The organism is Mucilaginibacter sp., assembly GCF_965201005.1.
Taxonomy (GTDB): domain Bacteria; phylum Bacteroidota; class Bacteroidia; order Sphingobacteriales; family Sphingobacteriaceae; genus Mucilaginibacter_A.
In genome coordinates, this window is the sequence record NZ_OZ241747.1 from 1,194,576 (window position 1) to 1,212,188 (window position 17,613).

The following is a 17,613-nucleotide window of genomic DNA, read 5'->3' on the forward strand; positions in this document are numbered from 1 at the left end:
CATTATAAAGTTGAAAATTCATGATAATCCGGCATTTTATTTCCACCCATCAGGAACTTGTTCAGGTTGCCCTTTACGCAGTTATAATCACCGGTTTATGGCTTACAGAAGTTATGATCAGCGGTGGTTTTTTTCATTTAAAGTGGCAGCATAGCCGTGTCAACCTGATGTTTATTTTTACGGCCCTGCCGATTCAGCTTTTTTTAACAGGTTTTGTGGTGCTCATTATAGGTTGGACGAATCAGCATCATTGGGGCCTGATCAACTTTATCCCTTTCCATCAAAATCTTTGGGTATATTACATTAGCCTTTTCATTTTGCTCGATTTTTGCGAATACTGCTACCACGTAATCATGCATAAAACCGATTTTTTATGGAAGTTTCATCTGGTGCACCATAGTGATTTGGCTGTTGATGTATCAACCACCGTGCGCGAACATCCGGGTGAAACCATTATGCGTACCTGCTTTTCTATGTTGTGGGTGTTTTTGCTGGGCCCTGCTGTAGGCGTGCTGGTATTGCGGCAAAGTGTCCAGTCTTTTTCCAATATCTCGGCACATACCACATTCCGTTTGCCCCGAAAAATCAATAATATTATTGGTAAGGTTTTTATCACCCCAAACCTGCACCACGTTCACCATCATTATCAGTTGCCGCATACCGATCGTAATTATGGGGATGTGCTGAGCATCTGGGACCGTCTTTTTGGTACTTTTGGCGAGTTAGAAGAACGGGATACCGTTTTCGGTATCGATACCCACATGGAACCTGCAACCAATGGCATTTTTATGAACACTTTAAAAATCCCTTTTCAAAAATTAACACGTCCGGAGGGTACGCAGGAACAATCATAACCTTACTAAGGGCCTGTTTAAAATCCTGTCGGATAGTTGTCTGCTGCTTCTTTTATGCCAGTAAATTTGCTTTAATAATTGTTGCTAATAGAAAAAATCCATCCAAACCACTAAATTTTACCACGAGGTTATTTAAACTTTTGTTTTCTCGTTAACGTATCATTCTTAGGGTAAATCCCTCGCCTTTGGTTTAATATATTTGCTTAGTGCAAAATTATCGAAAGACGAGCCACACGACTTATGATTGTAAGTATCATATAGTATAGATAACGGAGTATCGGAAGAAGTGCTTTCTGGTTTAGTTGCAAGGCGCGTGCACGGACTAATAAGAGGGGTTTGTAAGGAGCATGACGTAGAGCTATCGAAAGGTCGTGTATCTCAAGGCCACGTTCACTTGTTTGTCTCTGTTCCCCCACATTTGGAAATAAGTAATTTGGTACAATATATAGAAGGGTAAAAGTTTTTACAAGTTGCTACAGGAAGACAAGAATTTGTCAAGGTAATTTTGGGACCGTTATTTGTAGGGACGGGGTTATTTTGTGGCAAGTTCAGGCAATATTGCGGATGAGATAATAATGGAGTACATAAAGAATCAGGATAATGAGGAAAAATATGAGGATTTTACTATTAACCTGAGTTATGGTCCTTCAGTCAACTTTCAGGCGAAATCAAACCTATCGGCTTTTAGCCGATAGTAGTTTAATCGCACTACTTATTAAATATAATTTGTGAACAATATTTATATTGACAACAAATAGATCATCCTTTAAGAAATGATACTTAATTGTTAAAATACTGTTGACAGTGAAACTTGTGTAATATCGTTTATCAATGTAAATTTCAAAATCGGTAAATGAACCGTGTGGATTTGAGGTTGCCATTGGTGATTTAAGTCAGAAATTTGAATATTGATATTTATGTTTCCGGAACAATAAATCACCTTTCACCATGCTTCTTTTATCACCATAAATTATGAACATATCAATATTGCTGATGCTGTTTTTACCGTATAAAACTTGTTGGGCACAGCAAAAATGTTTTAACAAAAGCTAAAATACTATTGAATAAACTGTAGAAAGCCGGTTAGTTTTGGGAAATGTGCACTGTTGATAAATGTGTCCTGATGTCAAAATCCCTTGTCGCGCAGCAAAGTTTTATTAAAACGGATGGCCGCCTTGGTTTTGTTTTAGGCAAATCCGACATAATAAGGGTTTTTTGAAACAAAAAGATGATTTTACGGGCGATCTGCTACAGGAAGGATCAAGCCAAATGCTGTTTTTAGCACTGGTTTTTCTACCTGGAGTTTGATCTGAACACATTCCAATAATTGATTTAAAGCTGATAAAAAAATAAATGAAGTTAAGACTGATTGATGTTTCCATCTTGGTTGCCTACCTCGTGCTGATGCTGATGATCGGTTGGTACATGCGCAAAAAAGCCAGTCAGGATAAAGAAAGCTACTTGATGGGCGGTAAAAAGTTGCCCTGGTACATGCTCGGTTTAAGTGATGCTTCAGACATGTTTGATATTAGCGGAACGATGTGGATGGTGGCCTTATGCTTCGTTTACGGCCTAAAAAGTATCTGGATCCCGTGGCTTTGGCCGGTGTTCAACCAGGTTTTCAACATGATGTTTTTGGCCAAATGGCTGCGCCGCTCCAACGCTGATACCGGTGCCGAATGGCTGGCCACGCGCTTTGGCACTATAGGCAAAAACGTAAAAGCATCGCACAATGTAACGGTTGCTTTTGCGCTGATTGGCTGCCTTGGGTTTTTGGCTTACGGCTTTATTGGCCTGGGCAAGTTCATCGAAATTTTTGTGCCCTGGAACATGATCGAGGCTTACGTTCCTTTCCACATTGCCCCGCAATATGTGGCACATTTTTACGGTATTATCTTCACGCTTTTTGCCATGTTTTATTCTATTTTAGGCGGGATGCACAGTATCGTTCTGGGCGATGTGATCAAGTACGCGATCATGACGGTTGGCTGCATTGCCATTGCGGTAATTGCAATGATGAACCTTCACGGACACGGTGGCCATACGTTAAACGTGCCGCACGGTTGGGCCGATCCGTTTTTTGGCTTGCACCTTAACATGGACTGGTCGCACATCGTCCCGGCGGCCAACCAGAAAATCAAAGATGATGGCTTCGGTCTGTTCGGTATTTTCTTTATGATGATGCTTTTCAAAGGCGTTTTTGCCAGTTGGGCCGGCCCGGCACCAAATTATGATATGCAAAAAATGCTCTCCACACAATCTCCAAAAGACGCTTCTAAAATGACCGGTTTTGTATCGATCATGCTGCTGCCCGTCAGATATTCTATGGTGATCGGATTAACGGTTTTGGCTTTATTGTACTACAATCAGCTCGATTTGGCCGCTCCCGGTGGCGGAACCGATTTTGAACGTATTTTGCCCGGGGCAATTAATCAGTTTCTGCCTGTCGGGATTCTGGGAATCGTGCTGACCGGTTTGCTTGGTGCTTTTATGGGCACTTTCTCCGGAACATTGAATGCTGCTCAGGCGTACGTTGTGAACGATATCTACCTGAAATACATCAACCCAAACGCGCCAACCAAAATCATTATTTACATGAATTATCTGGTGGGCGTTGTGGTGGTGGTTTTGGGCGTTACGCTGGGGTTTTTCGCTAAAGATGTGAACAGTATTTTGCAGTGGATAGTGGGCGGATTATACGGCGGTTACATCGCGGCCAACGTGCTGAAATGGTATTGGTGGCGCTTTAATGCCAACGGTTTTTTCTGGGGGATGGCCAGCGGGATTGCTTCGGCTTTGCTGCTGCCTTATGTCAAAATCTGGTTTCCTTCAGTTTTTTTCAACCTCGATTTATACAATTGGCCAATGCTTTTTGTAATCTCTATTATTGGCTGTATTGCAGGCACTTACGCTGCACCACCAACAGATATCGAAGTGCTTAAAAAGTTTTACCGTACAGTTCGGCCCTGGGGTTTTTGGAAACCGGTCCATGAGTTGGTTGTGGCCGATGATGCTTCTTTTATCGGTAATAAAAGGTTTAAACTGGATATGTTTAACGTGGTTTTGGGCGTGATCGCACAACTTTGCTTTACCATTTTGCCGATGTATTTTATCCTTTGGATGAAGCTGCCGTTGTTGATCACCATCGGCTTGATTGCTGTAATTATGCTGATCCTGAAAAAAACCTGGTGGGACAAACTAGAGAACTAAAATCTTATAAAAAATATTAAATCTTAACAATGACAACAGATTTTGAGGCAAGATTGACCACTATAAAACATGATTACGAACAGCTGATCACGCGCGAAAACGAAAAAGTTGAAGCTGGAAACGGCATTTTCGACCGCTATCAATATCCGGTTTTAACCGCTGCACACGCACCTTATTTCTGGAAATATGACCTGAATCCGGAAACAAATCCGTTTTTGATGGAGCGTATTGGCATCAATGCTGCTTTTAATGCCGGTGCAATCAAATTTGAAGGCAAATATATGCTGGCTGTCCGCGTGGAAGGCGCAGATCGGAAATCGTTTTTTGCCATTGCCGAAAGCGAAAACGGCGTGGATAAATTTCGTTTTTGGGATTATCCGATTGATATGCCGCAAGGCGAAAACTCGGCCGATACCAATGTTTATGATATGCGTTTGGTGAAGCATGAAGATGGTTGGGTTTACGGTTTGTTTTGTACAGAGCGCCGTGATCCATCAGCACCGGCCGGCGATCAATCATCCGCTGTGGCACAATGCGGCATTGCGCGTACGCATGATCTAAAACATTGGGAACATTTGCCGGATTTAAAATCACCATCACCGCAGCAGCGCAACGTGGTTTTGCACCCGGAATTTGTGGATGGGAAATACGCTTTTTATACGCGTCCGCAAGATAGTTTTATCGAGGCCGGAAGCGGCGGCGGTATTGGTTACGGCCTTTCCGGATCGATGGACCCGGCCGTGGTTCATCACGAAACTGTGCTGGATAAAAAAGTTTACCACACCGTTTACGAAGCAAAAAATGGCTTAGGCCCTGCACCCATCAAAACAGAAAAAGGCTGGTTGCATTTGGCACATGGCGTGCGCAACACGGCTGCCGGTTTACGTTATGTGTTGTATATGTTCATGACGGATTTGCAGGATCTGACCAAAGTTACGCACAAACCAAACGGTTATTTTATTGCCCCGGAAGGCGAGGAGCGCATTGGTGATGTGTCCAACGTGGTATTTAGCAACGGCTGGATTGCGGATGAAGACGGCAAAGTTTTCATTTATTATGCATCTTCGGATACGCGGATGCACGTGGCCACCAGCAGCATTGAGCAGTTGGTTGATTATGTGATCAAATCGCCGGAAGATCAATTCACTTCCGCAGAAACCGTGAAATCAATTACAAAACTAATCCAGCAAAACCAGCAATTTTTATAGGCTAAAAGAAGCATACTGTTTTTACAGGCATAAATTTGAGCTGGAGCAGAAAAGTCCGGACTTTCTATAAATCCGGACTTTCTGTTACTTAAATAACATTACATTTTTTTCAGGTTGAAGAGGTTGACATACTTCTTTTATCCACCCAAATTCATCAAACAAAAATCCGGTTGCCCGAATAATTTTCGCGGAATTCTTTTGGCGTGCAAACTTTCTTCTTTTTAAATAGCCTGTTAAAATGCGAAATGTTGTTGAAACCACATTTGTAGGCCACTTCGGCAACGGTTTGTGTAGTGTCGATCAGCATCCGGGAAGCATGGCCCAATCTGATTTCGTTCAAACTGTCGATAAATGTTATACCGGTGCGCTTTTTAATAAACCGGCTGAAGGAAGCTTCGGGCATATTGGCAATTTTGCTAACCTCGGCCAAAGTAATTTCGCGGTTAAAGTTGGCGTTCATGAATTCAAAAGCTTTTTCGATACGACGACTGTTGTAATTCGATTTTTCGTTGTTAAAAGTAGCATCAGACAACGTATGCATGTTGCGGGAAGTAGAAAGATCATGCAAAATCGAAAACAACTCAAGCACAGAATCAAAACCGCTTTTTTGCGTTAAGCCAACAATGCGCGGTTTCAAACGCCTGATAGTGCTTTCTGAAAATAAAATACCGCGCTGCGACCGTTCAAGCATATTCCTGATAAAACTCAACTGGTTCTTTTTAAGCAGTTTATCATCAAAAAGGTCTTTATGAAACTGTATCGTTACCTCCGTAATTTCTTCACTTTTGCATTGATGTGTAAACCATGCATGGTACTGGTTTGGGCCGATGAAAACCAGTTCCAGATCATCAATCAAATCAATATGATCGCCCACAATCCGCTTGGCACCTTTAGCATTCAGGATAAGGTTTAACTCGTATTCTTCGTGATGGTGAAGCGGGAAATCAAACTTTTTTTTCACCCTCGAAAACAAAGTAAAGCAATCACTTTGTGTAAGCGGCGTTATTTCCCTGATTACATTGCTGTGCATAAACTGTGGTTTTTTAATAAAAAAAATTAAAATACGATTAAATTTGTGTTAAAATAATACCATAAATATATGGTTCAAATTTTATCTTAATTTGAAAATTAATATTATGTTTAAATAATGTTAAAAACGTATTATCGAGATTGTAACAGGCAATAGATTAGCAGTAATTTTACTTCCTGTACGCAAGTTTTATTTTAGAGCAACATGGACATATTCAAACAAATGGTTATCAGTAGTTTATTATTGACGCAAATTATTTCAGTCCAAAATGCATCAGCGCAAAATATTTTACCATGCGATAAAGCAGCTACAACAGAAACACAGATTTTATACAGCAATATGCAAAAACTGGCACAGAAAAGTGTTATTTTCGGGCATCAGGATGATCTGGCTTACGGGGTGGGCTGGGCTTATCAAAATGGCCGTTCTGATGTTAAAAGTGTTGCCGGTGCTTATCCCGGTGTTTACGGCTGGGAATTGGGCCGTTTGGAGTTAGACAGTGCCAGAAACCTGGATGGCGTACCTTTCAAAAACATAATTTCCTATGTAAAAACAGTATATGGCCGTGGCGGCATCAACGAGTTTAGCTGGCATTTTGATGATCCGGTTACCGGTGCAACCGCCTGGAGCACGCCAACAACTACGGTAAATCAAATTATCCCGGGCGGAGAACATCATCAGGCGTATGTAGAATACCTGGACAAATTTGCCCGTTTTGACAACCAGTTAAAAGGCCCTAAAGGGGAAATGATCCCGGTTATTTTCCGTCCGCTGCATGAGCACACCGGCGGCTGGTTTTGGTGGGGAAACAAAGAATGTACACCCGAAGAATATATTGCACTTTGGCGTTTTACAGTGGATTACCTCCGCAACACTAAAAAACTGCACAACCTGATCATTGGCTATTCTGCTGCGGGTTACCAAACAGAACAGGAATATTTAGAGCGCTATCCAGGTGATAATTATGTGGATATTATCGGGTTTGACGCTTATATGGACAAAGATGCAGATTACTTTAAAAAAGATTTGAACAACCGTTACCAAATCCTTGAAAAAGTAGCTGCGTCACATCACAAATTACCTGCTTTAACAGAAACAGGTTATATAATGATCCCTGATCCGACGTGGTGGACAAAGGTTTTGCTTCCGGCTTTGAAACAGTATAAAACGGCATACGTATTAACCTGGAGAAATTGGAAACAAGAGCACTATTTTGCACCTTTTCCGGGCCAGGCAAGTGCTTCAGATTTTAAAAAGTTTTACGCTGATCCGAAAATGATCTTTCAAAATAAGCTACACGCTTCCATTTATACAAAAAAACTATAATGCCGAAACCTAAAATCGTTGATTTTGAAAATGAACTGGCCCAGATTTTAAAATATTGGGCAATACATACTTTAGATAAACCTTACGGCGGTTTTTTTGGGAAAATCGACCACAATAATCACGTTTATACAAAAGCACCAAAAGGCTCTGTATTGAACGCACGGATTTTGTGGAGCTTTTCTGCAGCTTACAACCACAATCAAAATCCCGAATACCTGGAGTTGGCCAAGCGCAGTTTTGATTATATCCGCAATTATTTTATCGATGGGATTTATGGTGGTGTGTTCTGGACAGTTGATCACCTGGGATTGCCTTTAGATGCTAAAAAGCAGGTTTATGCCCTGGCTTTTAACATTTACGGACTTACAGAATATCATCGTGCCTGTGGGGATGTATTGGCTTTGGCTTTGGCTAAAGAGCTTTTTTTATTGATAGAAAAGCACAGTTTTGATCCTGAAAAAGGCGGTTATTTAGAAGCTTTTTCACGCAATTGGAAAGAGCAGGCCGATTTGCGTTTAAGCGAAAAAGATTTCAACGAAAAAAAAACCATGAATACGCATTTGCATATTCTGGAAGCTTACACCAATTTGTACCGCATCTGGCCTGACGAGATTTTGGCCACACAAATCCATGCTTTGATCGATAATTTCCTTGTGCATATCATCAACCCAAAAACCAACCGTTTGATTTTGTTTATGGATGAAAACTGGCAGCCAAAATCAACTATTGTTTCTTACGGACATGACATTGAAGCTTCGTGGTTGTTGCTGGAAGCTGCCGAAGTTTTGGGTGATGAGGCTAAAATTTCATCGGTAAAAACAGTATCAGTAGCAATGGCGCGCGCCGTGGCCAGCGGTTTGGATGCAGACGGATCAATGTATTATGAGTTTGAGCCGGATCAAAAGCACCTGATTAAAGAACGCCATTGGTGGGTTCAGGCGGAAGCGATGGTCGGTTTTTTAAATGCCTGGCAACTTACCGGCGAAAAGGTTTTTTTCAATCAATTTACACACGTCTGGAATTTTACAAAACAACATATTATCAGTACCGATAAAGGCGAATGGGTTTGGGGCTTGAACGAAGATTATACCTTAATGGCCGGAGAAGATAAAGCCGGCCTGTGGAAATGCCCATACCACAACTCGCGGGCCATGCTGGAAGTGATAAACAGGTTGAAGAAAGGTGTTTTAAACCACTAAAATTATTAGTAAATTGGCTGTGATAAATAAATTTATGGCTGATTTACCACAACGATTTATTGCTCATTTTGACCTGGATTCGTTCTTCGTAAGTGTAGAGCGTTTAAAAGACAGTTCGCTGATTGGTAAACCTGTAATTGTTGGCGGGACTGGCGACCGTGGCGTTGTGGCAGCCTGTAGTTATGAAACCCGTGTATTTGGCGTGCACAGTGCCATGCCGATCAGGCAGGCACGCAAACTTTGCCCGGAAGCCATTGGTGTCCGTGGTGATTTTGAAAGTTACAGCTATTATTCGCGTATGGTTACTTCCATTTTGCGCGATAAAGTGCCTGTTTTAGAAAAAGCCAGTATTGATGAATTTTATGCTGACCTGACCGGAATGGACCGCTTTTTCGGTTGCAGTCAGTTTACCAAAGAACTGAAGCAAACCATTGTGAAAGAAACCGGCTTGCCTATTTCTTACGCACTGGCATCCAACAAACTAATCTCTAAAATTGCGACCAACGAAATCAAACCCGATGGACAAATAGAGGTAAAACACGGTACTGAAAAGCTGTTTTTATCTACCTTAAAAATAGACCGTATGCCCGGGATTGGTGAAAAAACTGCTGTTACCCTGCGGCAGATGGGCATTTTTACGTTAAAAGAATTAAGTGAATCCAATCCTGCTTTGATGGAACTGCGTTTTGGAAAAGGCGGCCATGATTTGATTAGAAGGGCAAACGGAATTGACGATTCGCCGGTTGTGCCTTACTCAGAACGTAAAAGCATAAGCACCGAAAACACCTTTGAAAGCGATACACTCAATGTTGATTTTTTGCAGAGCGAACTGGTGCGCATGACCGAAAAAATCGCGTACTTACTTCGGCAGCAAAAAAAACTAAGCGGTTGTGTAACCGTAAAAATCCGTTATGCTGATTTTTCTACCGAAACCAAGCAAGCGGTAATTGGCTACACGGCCGCAGATCACATAATTTTGGCCGCTGTAAAAGAGCTTTTTAAAAAATCTTACCATCCAAACCTGCAAGTGCGGCTGATTGGGGTAAAGCTGAGCCATTTGATCAAAGGCGAATATCAGTTAGACATGTTTTCCGAAAAAGCAGAAAACACAAAATTGTATGCTGCGCTGGATCAAATCCGCAACCGGTTTGGGGACAAATCTGTGCTTCGTGCCAGTGGTTTGCAAAAACCCTGACCGAAATGCCGATGCTTCTTTTATCGGGTAAAATTTGTTTAGCCAAAAGAGAAATAGTTTAAACCCGGCCGAAAATTATTCGTAGAAAGCAATAACCCCTGAACCATCAGATAAAAGTTTAACTATGAACCCGGATCAGTATTGTACCGTTTTAAACGTGATCAACGTTGTTGGCACAAATATTTTAGGTTTAACTTTTTGGGGCACTTCGGTAGAATTTATTGCGGACGACAACAGCATATCTGCCGGCATCGTTTACTTTCTAAATAAAGATGAAGCTTTGAGCCTGGATATTGGGAACCGGTTTTTGAGGTAGTTAACTTTATTTTTGATAAAAGCTGATGCCAACACGGTCAATATGTTCTTTTAAATCTGGCTGGTCAAGCAAGTTATAAGCCACAACATCTACATAATAAGGAATCGGTAAAACTTCATTCAGGTAAGCTTTCAAATTTAAAGCGATGACAGCAGAAACATTTTTTCCTGTAATGGCCAAATCAATATCACTTCCCTTCCTGTAATTTCCTTTTGCCCTGCTTCCGAACAAAACTGCTTTTTCAACTTCCTGATAATCTTGTAGGGCAGCCAAAATCAATTGATAAGATCTACGGGTTATACCAAACGTGTTCATACTTCTTTTAGCAACCTAAAATATACTTTTTGCAGTTCGATAAAATACTCGTGAACGATTAGGTTATAAGCCAGTTCTGCATTAGTTTCATTATAAGTATGGCTCATTAAATTTCTTTTCTGAAGCATATCCAGCCAAACTTAACCGTTCTCCAAAAGTTCGTATTTAAAACCTTCTTTAATCGTATCACGAGGAAATTTTACTTCTACATCTTTTTCTTCCAGATAATCTTTTACTGTTTTCCAGGCCAGTTCAAACGTAAATCCGTAAACCTGAATGATCCCTGCTTTTTCTAAAGCTGATAAGCCAGTGCGCGCTACGGATTCCTGTAAATAAAGTATTGCTTTTTCAAAATTTTGAAACCGTTGTTTCCATCTGTTGTCTAAATTCATGATAAAGCTTTATTTAAGAAAGAAACCCTTATAAATGTGATATTTACAAGGGTTTGCGTTAAAAAGTGCACTCGATAGGAATCGAACCTATATCATGAGAACCGGAATCTCACATTCTATCCATTGAACTACGAGTGCCAATTTTATGCCGGTAAAAACAGCATCGGGCTGCAAATATATTATTTTTAGGCAGAAGCCGGAAAACGTTAAACATTAAAACGGAAGTGCATCACATCGCCGTCCTGCACGATATAAGTTTTGCCTTCCACACTCAGTTTCCCGGCTTCTTTACAGGCCGCTTCTGATCCTAATTTTACAAAATCATCATATTTGATCACTTCCGCACGGATAAAACCTTTTTCAAAATCAGTATGGATTACACCAGCCGCTTGCGGCGCGGTAAAACCTTGGGTGATCGTCCAGGCGCGCACTTCCTGCACACCGGCCGTAAAATAAGTGGCCAGTTTTAATAAACTATAAGCCGCTTTGATCAACTGACTTACGCCGGAAGTTGTCAGGCCCAAATCTTCCAAAAACAGCTGGCGTTCTTCGTAGCTTTCCAATTGGGCAATTTCTGATTCTATTTGTGCCGAAATAATCAAAACCTGCGCATTTTCATCTGCAACGGCGGCCTTTACTTTTTCTACATAAGTATTACCGGTATTTACCGATGCTTCGTCCACATTGCAAACGTACATTACGGGCTTTAATGTCAGCAAAAATAAATCTTCCACATGTTCCTGATCTTCCGCAGAAACATTTGCCGTACGTGCAGATTTGCCCGAAAGCAGATGCTGTTTATACACGCTTAAAGCCTCGAAAGCTTTTTTGGCATCTTTGTCGCCGGTTTTGGCAGCACGTTCTACTTTTTGCAGTTTTTTGTCGATGGATTCCAGATCTTTCAGCTGCAATTCGGTATCGATAATTTCTTTATCACGGATCGGGTCCACAGAACCGTCCACATGGATCACGTTGTCATCATCAAAACAACGCAGCACATGGATGATGGCATTTGTGGCGCGGATGTTCCCCAGAAACTGGTTGCCCAAACCTTCGCCTTTACTGGCACCTTTTACCAGGCCTGCAATATCTACAATTTCAATAACATTGGGCACAACGCGCTGAGGGTTAACTAATTCTGTCAGTTTGGTTATCCGTTCATCCGGCACGGTTATCACACCAACGTTCGGCTCAATGGTGCAAAAAGGAAAATTGGCCGCCTGTGCTTTTGCGTTGGACAAGCAGTTGAACAAGGTTGATTTCCCAACATTTGGCAAGCCGACAATTCCGCATTGTAATCCCATATTTTTGATGATTTTTATCGTATAAAAACAGTATTAGCCCGGCAAGATTTTATGCTTGCTGTTACTGTAAAATTTGCGGCAAAGATAGCAGTATTTAAGCTTTCTATTTCAAAAAATTAAACGATTTTTGCAGGACTTTCCGGTAGGTATCATCAAAATAAAATATTGCTAAATGGAGGAAAACATAGCGGAAATCGAAATTTTACTGAAAAGCGGCCATGAAGGAGAACTGAAACAATATCTTGATGACCTGAACATTTCGGACGTGGAGCAGCTGATTGATGAGCTGCCGGAACATGCCGCTGTTTTTATCGAAACATTATCGATCAACCGTGCCGTCAATGTTTTCAGGATTTTAGATTTTCCGACGCAGGAACGCATCATCAAAAAACTTTCCGGGCCAAAAGTAACGGAGTTGATTACCGAACTGCCGCCGGATGACCGGACTTCCTTGTTTAGCGAACTGCATGGCGATACGGTAAAAAAACTAATTAACGAACTTCCTGCGGCCGAACGGAAAGAAGCCCTGGCTTTGCTTGGTTACGAAGAATACAGTATCGGCCGGTTGATGACACCGGATTACATCGCCGTAAAATCCAATTGGAACGTGAGCCGCGTATTGGCACATATCCGCCGCTACGGCAAAAATTCTGAAACGATCGATGTGATTTATGTGATTGATAAACAAGGGGTTTTGCTGGACGATATCCGTATCCGGGATATTTTGCTGGTTGATCCGGAAACGCCGATCAGTGAGTTGATGGACGACCGGCTGATTTCGCTGCACGTTCATGATCCGCAGGAAGAAGCCATCAACGTTTTTCGGATGAACAACCGTGTGGCTTTGCCGGTGACCGATCAGGAAAATATTTTGCTGGGCATCGTTACCGTAGATGATATTTTGTGGATCGCCAACGAAGAATACACCGAAGACATCCAAAAAATTGGCGGTACAGAAGCTTTGGACGAACCGTACCTGGATATGCCTTTGCTAAAGTTGGTCAGAAAACGTGTTGGCTGGCTGATCATTTTGTTTTTGGGCGAGTTGCTAACCGCTACAGCCATGCAGTTTTTTGAAAACGCTATCGAAAAAGCGGTCGTTTTAGCTTTGTTTATCCCCTTGATTATTTCAAGTGGCGGCAACAGCGGTTCGCAGGCATCAACTTTAATTATCCAGGCAATGGCTTTGAGCGAGGTAACTATGGCAGATTGGTGGCGCGTGATGCGTCGCGAAATTGTATCTGGTTTACTGCTTGGCTTAACATTGGGCATGATCGGTTTTATGCGGATTTTTATTTGGAGCATGTTCTCACACATTTACGGTCCGCACTGGGTTTTGGTTGGACTGACCGTGGGTTCTGCACTTATCGGTGTGGTATTATGGGGGTCTTTGGCCGGTTCCATGCTTCCTTTACTGCTTAAAAAACTGGGTGCAGACCCGGCCACATCTTCTGCCCCGTTTGTAGCTACGCTGGTGGATGTTACCGGTTTGGTCATTTATTTTTCCATTGCGGTTTTGATTATGCAAGGAAAACTTTTATAGGATAAAAACAGTATGGCCCAAAATTGTTATTACATCGAACAAACTAAAAATGGAACAAACAGATCATACAGAAGAAAACGGTGAAGCAACCGAAATGCTGCTTACCTTTGAAGCAGAAAACTTTTTACGCGAAACCGGCCGCTGGGCGCACTTTTTAGGGTTGGCGGGTTTTGTGTTCAGCTTTTTAACCATTATCAGTGCCTTTTCTGTAGGCGCGGTTGTAGGCAAATTGCAGCAAACTTATGGTACAGGTTTAGATGCCAAAGCTTTAAGCAGCGGTTTGAGTTTTTTGTATTTTGCTTTTGGCGTACTCCTTTTCATTCCGTCGCTGCACCTTTTTCAGTTTGCCGCCAGTTTAAAAAACGGTTTTAATTATGGCGATCAATCCAGCGTAAACCTGGCCTTTCAAAAACTAAAAGCTTATTTCAGGTTTTGGGGGATTTTGATTATTACGCTGATTGTGTTTTATACGATTGTTTTTATTGCGGCAATTGTTGGTGGCGGCCTCAAAGCATAACTCTAATTAGTGCTAAAACAAAAAATCCTGCCAAAAGCAGGATTTTTAATTATAGATAAGGTTTAGGTGTTTTTTAAATTTCAAATGAAAAATCATCGGCAGTTTTGCTGCTGATGCCATCATGCGAATCAGCAAATTCATAACGTTTTTCGGTAACTTCCTGATGGGATTTGATATAATCGGAGGTTTCTTTCAAGCCTTCGGCAAATTTTTCAAAATCTTCTTTATATAAAAAAATTTTGTGTTTTACAAAAGTTCCGTCTTCAAGGCGTTTTTTGCTTTCTGTGATCGTGATGTAATAGTCGTTGGAACGTGTGGCTTTTACATCAAAAAAATAAGTTCTCTTACCGGCTCTAACTTTCTTGGAATAGACCTCTTCGCGGTCTCTGCTATCAAAATCTCCCATTTGCAATAGTTTAACATTTAATTGACTGCGATAAATATAATGCTTTTTTAAAAACACGAAAGAAAAAAGCAGTCGTTGTGAACAATTATTTCTACGGAGAGATACTTAACAAGGTTTCCGATCGTTATTTCACACTTTCTGATTCTTCCAGGAGTTGTTTTTCGTACAATTCAAAATAACTGCCTTTCAAATCAATCAACTCGTCGTGTGTGCCTTGTTCCACGATTTGCCCGTCATCCAAAACCACAATTTTATCGGCATTTTTGATGGTAGAAATGCGGTGTGCAATCAACAAACTGGTCTTGCCGGACATTACTTCGCCCAGATTGTTCAAAATTTCTTCTTCTGTTTTGGTGTCCACTGCGGATAAACAATCATCAAAAATGAGGATTTTTGGCTGCTTAAAAACTGCACGCGCGATGGAAACCCGCTGTTTTTGTCCGCCCGAAAGTGTAACGCCCCGCTCACCGATCATCGTTTCAAAACCTTCATCAAAAGCGGCAATGTTATCGTAAACGGCAGCGGCTTTTGCGGCATTTTCTACTCGGTTCATGTCCATTTTATCTACACTAAAAGCAATATTGTTGGCAATCGTGTCCGAAAACAGAAAAACTTCCTGCGGCACAAAACCGGTTTGGGCACGATAATTTTCGAGGTTTAATGTCTGGATTGGTTTTCCGTCGATCAGAATCTCGCCCGAAGTGCAATCGTACATCCGCATCAGCAAGTTGGCAATGGTAGATTTCCCGGAACCGGTGCGGCCAATAACCGCAATCAGCTCGCCGGGTTTTGCCGTAAACGATACTTCTTTTAGGGCAGTAATTTTGGTGTCCGGATAAACAAAACCAACATTTCTAAATTCAATTTTTCCTTTAATATCAACTGCCGGAACATTTGGCTGATCAATTTCTGAAACGGTTTGCAGGTATTCATTAATGCGTTTTTGCGAAGCCGCCGCCCGCTGGATCAATGACGTTACCCAGCCCAAACTTAAAACCGGAAAGGTGAGCAAGTTAACGTAAACAATAAACTCGGCAATGTTTCCGGCGGTAATGTTGCCTTTCATCACTTCAATTCCGCCCACATAAACGGTAATCAAAGTGCTCATCCCGGCCAGCAAAAGCATCACCGGGTAAAATAAAGCCTGCACTTTTACCAACGATAAAGAATCGGTTTTGTACAATTCGCTTTCGTGGCGGAAACTTTGGTTGATGAAGTTTTCGCGCACATAAGATTTGATCACCCGAATTCCAGAAAAGCTTTCCTGCACAAAACTGGACAAGCCCGAAAGCCGTTCCTGGATGCGTTCACTACGATGGTTAATTTCAGTATTAACGAGATAAATGGCCAGAGCTAAAACTGGTAAAGGCAGCAAACAGAATACGGCCAGCCGCATATTTACAGTCAGCATGGCATAAATCACCATTATAAAAAGTACGGCCGTGTTGATTGCGTACATAATGCTTGGCCCGAGGTACATGCGCACGCGGCTTACATCTTCGGTTACTCGGTTCATCAAATCGCCGGTATTGTTGCGGCGGTAAAAAGCCAGCGAAAGTTTTTGATAATGTGCGTAAATCTCATTTTTAAGATCGTACTCAATATGGCGCGACATTAAGATAATTGTTTGCCGCATAAAAAACAGAAATAAACCGCGTAAAACGGCCATCAGCAATACAATCGCCCCAAACAACAGCAAACTTTGGCCAAGCAAGTTGTAGATGATGCTTTGCCTTTCGAAACCGTTGTACAGGTGATAAATGAGAATGTTTTCGGTCACCAAATTAAAAGAAAGCCGGATAACCGGGGCCGGAAGTACGCCGAAATCCGCAGCTCGTTCTTATCAAAATATGTTAAACAGAAGGCAACTCAGGGTTAAGGTTTTACAGGCGTTATACGCTTATAACCAATCCGAAAACAAAGAAATCACTGCGCACGAAAAACTGTTGCTGCAAAGTGTTGATAAGGTTTTTGAGATGTACATCTGGATGCTTTCGCTGATTGATGAAGTGGTGCAATATGCTGCTGTTGATGCAGAAGAACGGGCAAACTTACACTTGCCTACTGAAGCAGACCTCGCCCCAAATCTTAAAATAACCCGGAATAAATTTATTGTTTCGCTGCTCCAAAACCCCGAATATCTGGCCGGTTTGAAGAAATATAAAGTAGATTGGAGCTTTGACCCTGAACTGGCGCGCACCATTTTTTATGCCCTAAAAGAAGCACCGGAATATCAGGCGTATCTGGAAAGCGAGGCGGACACGATCCAGACGGACAAGGACATTATCAAATTCATCTTTAAAAAACTAATCCTGAAATCTGTTGCGGCAGAGCAGGTTTTTGAAGAACGTTTTTTAAGCTGGCCGGTGGACAAAGACACGTTGCAGGCGTTGATTGCCAAAACTTTCAAAAATTTTTCGCACCAGGAAGCCGCAAAAAACAAACTGGCAGAATTGAGTTTGGATTGGGTGGAAGACCGCGAATTTTTGGTTACGCTTTTTCAGCAAACCATCCGTTATGATCGGGAATATCAGCAGTTGATTAGCGGAAAAACCCAAAACTGGGAAGCCGAACGGATTGCGATGATGGACACTATGCTGATGAAAATGGCCATTTGCGAGTTTATGGGTTTCCCGTCCATCCCGGTAAAAGTAACCATTAACGAATACCTGGAAATTTCAAAAGAATTTAGCACGCCTAAAAGCAATTCGTTTATAAACGGTATCTTAGACAAGGTTTTGTCCGATTTAAAAAGCAACAACAAACTCCGGAAATCCGGCAGGGGATTAATAGATTAA

At 41.7% G+C, this 17,613-nt stretch carries 15 protein-coding genes, 1 tRNA gene and 2 pseudogenes; 11 read left to right on the forward strand and 7 right to left on the reverse strand.

What is annotated here, in order from left to right; all coding sequences use genetic code 11:
* Positions 1 to 20: 20 nt before the first annotated feature.
* The 4 genes from ACOFKR_RS05510 (at position 21) to ACOFKR_RS05525 (ending at position 5,272) form a co-directional block, all read left to right on the forward strand.
* Positions 21 to 854 (forward strand): sterol desaturase family protein, encoded by an 834-nt coding sequence (locus ACOFKR_RS05510; protein WP_419803021.1) that lies wholly within the window; start codon positions 21 to 23, stop codon positions 852 to 854.
* Between the two features lie 286 nt (positions 855 to 1,140).
* A complete protein-coding gene (locus ACOFKR_RS05515; RefSeq protein WP_419803022.1) occupies positions 1,141 to 1,311 on the forward strand; it encodes a transposase in 171 nt (56 codons plus the stop codon).
* 896 nt (positions 1,312 to 2,207) lie between these two features.
* The gene (locus tag ACOFKR_RS05520) at positions 2,208 to 4,064 is read left to right on the forward strand and encodes a sodium:solute symporter family protein (RefSeq protein WP_419803023.1); all 1,857 of its coding nucleotides are present in this window, start codon (positions 2,208 to 2,210) and stop codon (positions 4,062 to 4,064) included.
* A 29-nt stretch (positions 4,065 to 4,093) separates the two neighbouring features.
* Entirely contained in the window at positions 4,094 to 5,272 is a 1,179-nt protein-coding gene (locus ACOFKR_RS05525) for a glycosidase (protein ID WP_419803024.1), read from the forward strand.
* A gap of 154 nt (positions 5,273 to 5,426) precedes the next feature.
* Here ACOFKR_RS05525 and ACOFKR_RS05530 read toward each other — a convergent pair whose 3' ends face one another.
* Positions 5,427 to 6,302, reverse strand: coding sequence for an AraC family transcriptional regulator (locus ACOFKR_RS05530; RefSeq protein ID WP_419803025.1), 876 nt, complete (start codon positions 6,300 to 6,302; stop codon positions 5,427 to 5,429).
* A 204-nt stretch (positions 6,303 to 6,506) separates the two neighbouring features.
* On the opposite strand from ACOFKR_RS05530, the gene ACOFKR_RS05535 reads away from it, so the two are divergent.
* The 4 genes from ACOFKR_RS05535 (at position 6,507) to ACOFKR_RS05550 (ending at position 10,338) form a co-directional block, all read left to right on the forward strand.
* Positions 6,507 to 7,628 carry a glycoside hydrolase family 26 protein gene (locus ACOFKR_RS05535; protein ID WP_419803026.1) on the forward strand — a complete coding sequence of 374 codons (1,122 nt, stop codon included), beginning with the start codon at positions 6,507 to 6,509 and terminating at the stop codon, positions 7,626 to 7,628.
* Complete coding sequence (locus ACOFKR_RS05540; protein WP_419803027.1) at positions 7,628 to 8,827, forward strand: AGE family epimerase/isomerase; 1,200 nt, start codon at positions 7,628 to 7,630, stop codon at positions 8,825 to 8,827. Before ACOFKR_RS05535 ends, ACOFKR_RS05540 begins: the two co-directional genes overlap by 1 nt.
* A gap of 34 nt (positions 8,828 to 8,861) precedes the next feature.
* Entirely contained in the window at positions 8,862 to 10,022 is a 1,161-nt protein-coding gene (gene dinB, locus ACOFKR_RS05545; RefSeq protein WP_419803028.1) for a DNA polymerase IV, read from the forward strand.
* A gap of 124 nt (positions 10,023 to 10,146) precedes the next feature.
* On the forward strand, positions 10,147 to 10,338 hold the full coding sequence (locus ACOFKR_RS05550) for a hypothetical protein (RefSeq protein ID WP_419803029.1): 192 nt from the start codon (positions 10,147 to 10,149) through the stop codon (positions 10,336 to 10,338).
* A 6-nt stretch (positions 10,339 to 10,344) separates the two neighbouring features.
* Here ACOFKR_RS05550 and ACOFKR_RS05555 read toward each other — a convergent pair whose 3' ends face one another.
* From ACOFKR_RS05555 to ychF, 4 genes and pseudogenes are all read right to left on the reverse strand, one after another.
* A complete protein-coding gene (locus tag ACOFKR_RS05555) occupies positions 10,345 to 10,611 on the reverse strand; it encodes a nucleotidyltransferase family protein (protein ID WP_419803030.1) in 267 nt (88 codons plus the stop codon).
* 38 nt (positions 10,612 to 10,649) lie between these two features.
* Positions 10,650 to 11,045, reverse strand: a pseudogene (locus tag ACOFKR_RS05560) (nucleotidyltransferase substrate binding protein).
* 66 nt (positions 11,046 to 11,111) lie between these two features.
* Positions 11,112 to 11,183, reverse strand: a tRNA-Arg gene (locus ACOFKR_RS05565).
* A 68-nt stretch (positions 11,184 to 11,251) separates the two neighbouring features.
* On the reverse strand, positions 11,252 to 12,349 hold the full coding sequence (gene ychF / locus ACOFKR_RS05570; protein WP_419803031.1) for a redox-regulated ATPase YchF: 1,098 nt from the start codon (positions 12,347 to 12,349) through the stop codon (positions 11,252 to 11,254).
* 172 nt (positions 12,350 to 12,521) lie between these two features.
* Here ychF and mgtE point away from each other — a divergent pair, with 172 nt between their 5' ends.
* Together mgtE and ACOFKR_RS05580 are read left to right on the forward strand one after the other, a co-directional pair.
* A complete protein-coding gene (gene mgtE, locus ACOFKR_RS05575; protein ID WP_419803032.1) occupies positions 12,522 to 13,892 on the forward strand; it encodes a magnesium transporter in 1,371 nt (456 codons plus the stop codon).
* A gap of 49 nt (positions 13,893 to 13,941) precedes the next feature.
* Positions 13,942 to 14,409: a DUF5362 family protein gene (locus ACOFKR_RS05580; protein WP_419803033.1), complete on the forward strand. Its 468-nt coding sequence runs from the start codon at positions 13,942 to 13,944 to the stop codon at positions 14,407 to 14,409.
* Positions 14,410 to 14,482: 73 nt separating this feature from the next.
* Here ACOFKR_RS05580 and ACOFKR_RS05585 read toward each other — a convergent pair whose 3' ends face one another.
* On the reverse strand, positions 14,483 to 14,815 hold the full coding sequence (locus tag ACOFKR_RS05585) for a DUF3276 family protein (protein WP_419803034.1): 333 nt from the start codon (positions 14,813 to 14,815) through the stop codon (positions 14,483 to 14,485).
* Positions 14,816 to 14,939: 124 nt separating this feature from the next.
* Positions 14,940 to 16,640: pseudogene (locus ACOFKR_RS05590) on the reverse strand (ABC transporter ATP-binding protein); the annotation flags it as partial.
* A gap of 25 nt (positions 16,641 to 16,665) precedes the next feature.
* On the opposite strand from ACOFKR_RS05590, the gene nusB reads away from it, so the two are divergent.
* The gene (gene nusB, locus ACOFKR_RS05595) at positions 16,666 to 17,613 is read left to right on the forward strand and encodes a transcription antitermination factor NusB (protein WP_419803620.1); all 948 of its coding nucleotides are present in this window, start codon (positions 16,666 to 16,668) and stop codon (positions 17,611 to 17,613) included.

What these genes read in the sequence shown, in the direction of transcription:
- ACOFKR_RS05510 (WP_419803021.1), top strand. Translation starts at nt 21, where the DNA reads ATGATAATCCGGCATTTTATTTCCACCCATCAGGAACTTGTTCAGGTT.
- ACOFKR_RS05520 (WP_419803023.1), top strand. Translation starts at nt 2,208, where the DNA reads ATGAAGTTAAGACTGATTGATGTTTCCATCTTGGTTGCCTACCTCGTG.
- ACOFKR_RS05525 (WP_419803024.1), top strand. Translation starts at nt 4,094, where the DNA reads ATGACAACAGATTTTGAGGCAAGATTGACCACTATAAAACATGATTAC.
- ACOFKR_RS05530 (WP_419803025.1), bottom strand. Translation starts at nt 6,302, where the DNA reads ATGCACAGCAATGTAATCAGGGAAATAACGCCGCTTACACAAAGTGAT.
- ACOFKR_RS05535 (WP_419803026.1), top strand. Translation starts at nt 6,507, where the DNA reads ATGGACATATTCAAACAAATGGTTATCAGTAGTTTATTATTGACGCAA.
- ACOFKR_RS05540 (WP_419803027.1), top strand. Translation starts at nt 7,628, where the DNA reads ATGCCGAAACCTAAAATCGTTGATTTTGAAAATGAACTGGCCCAGATT.
- dinB (WP_419803028.1), top strand. Translation starts at nt 8,862, where the DNA reads ATGGCTGATTTACCACAACGATTTATTGCTCATTTTGACCTGGATTCG.
- ACOFKR_RS05550 (WP_419803029.1), top strand. Translation starts at nt 10,147, where the DNA reads ATGAACCCGGATCAGTATTGTACCGTTTTAAACGTGATCAACGTTGTT.
- ychF (WP_419803031.1), bottom strand. Translation starts at nt 12,349, where the DNA reads ATGGGATTACAATGCGGAATTGTCGGCTTGCCAAATGTTGGGAAATCA.
- mgtE (WP_419803032.1), top strand. Translation starts at nt 12,522, where the DNA reads ATGGAGGAAAACATAGCGGAAATCGAAATTTTACTGAAAAGCGGCCAT.
- ACOFKR_RS05580 (WP_419803033.1), top strand. Translation starts at nt 13,942, where the DNA reads ATGGAACAAACAGATCATACAGAAGAAAACGGTGAAGCAACCGAAATG.
- ACOFKR_RS05585 (WP_419803034.1), bottom strand. Translation starts at nt 14,815, where the DNA reads ATGGGAGATTTTGATAGCAGAGACCGCGAAGAGGTCTATTCCAAGAAA.
- nusB (WP_419803620.1), top strand. Translation starts at nt 16,666, where the DNA reads ATGTTAAACAGAAGGCAACTCAGGGTTAAGGTTTTACAGGCGTTATAC.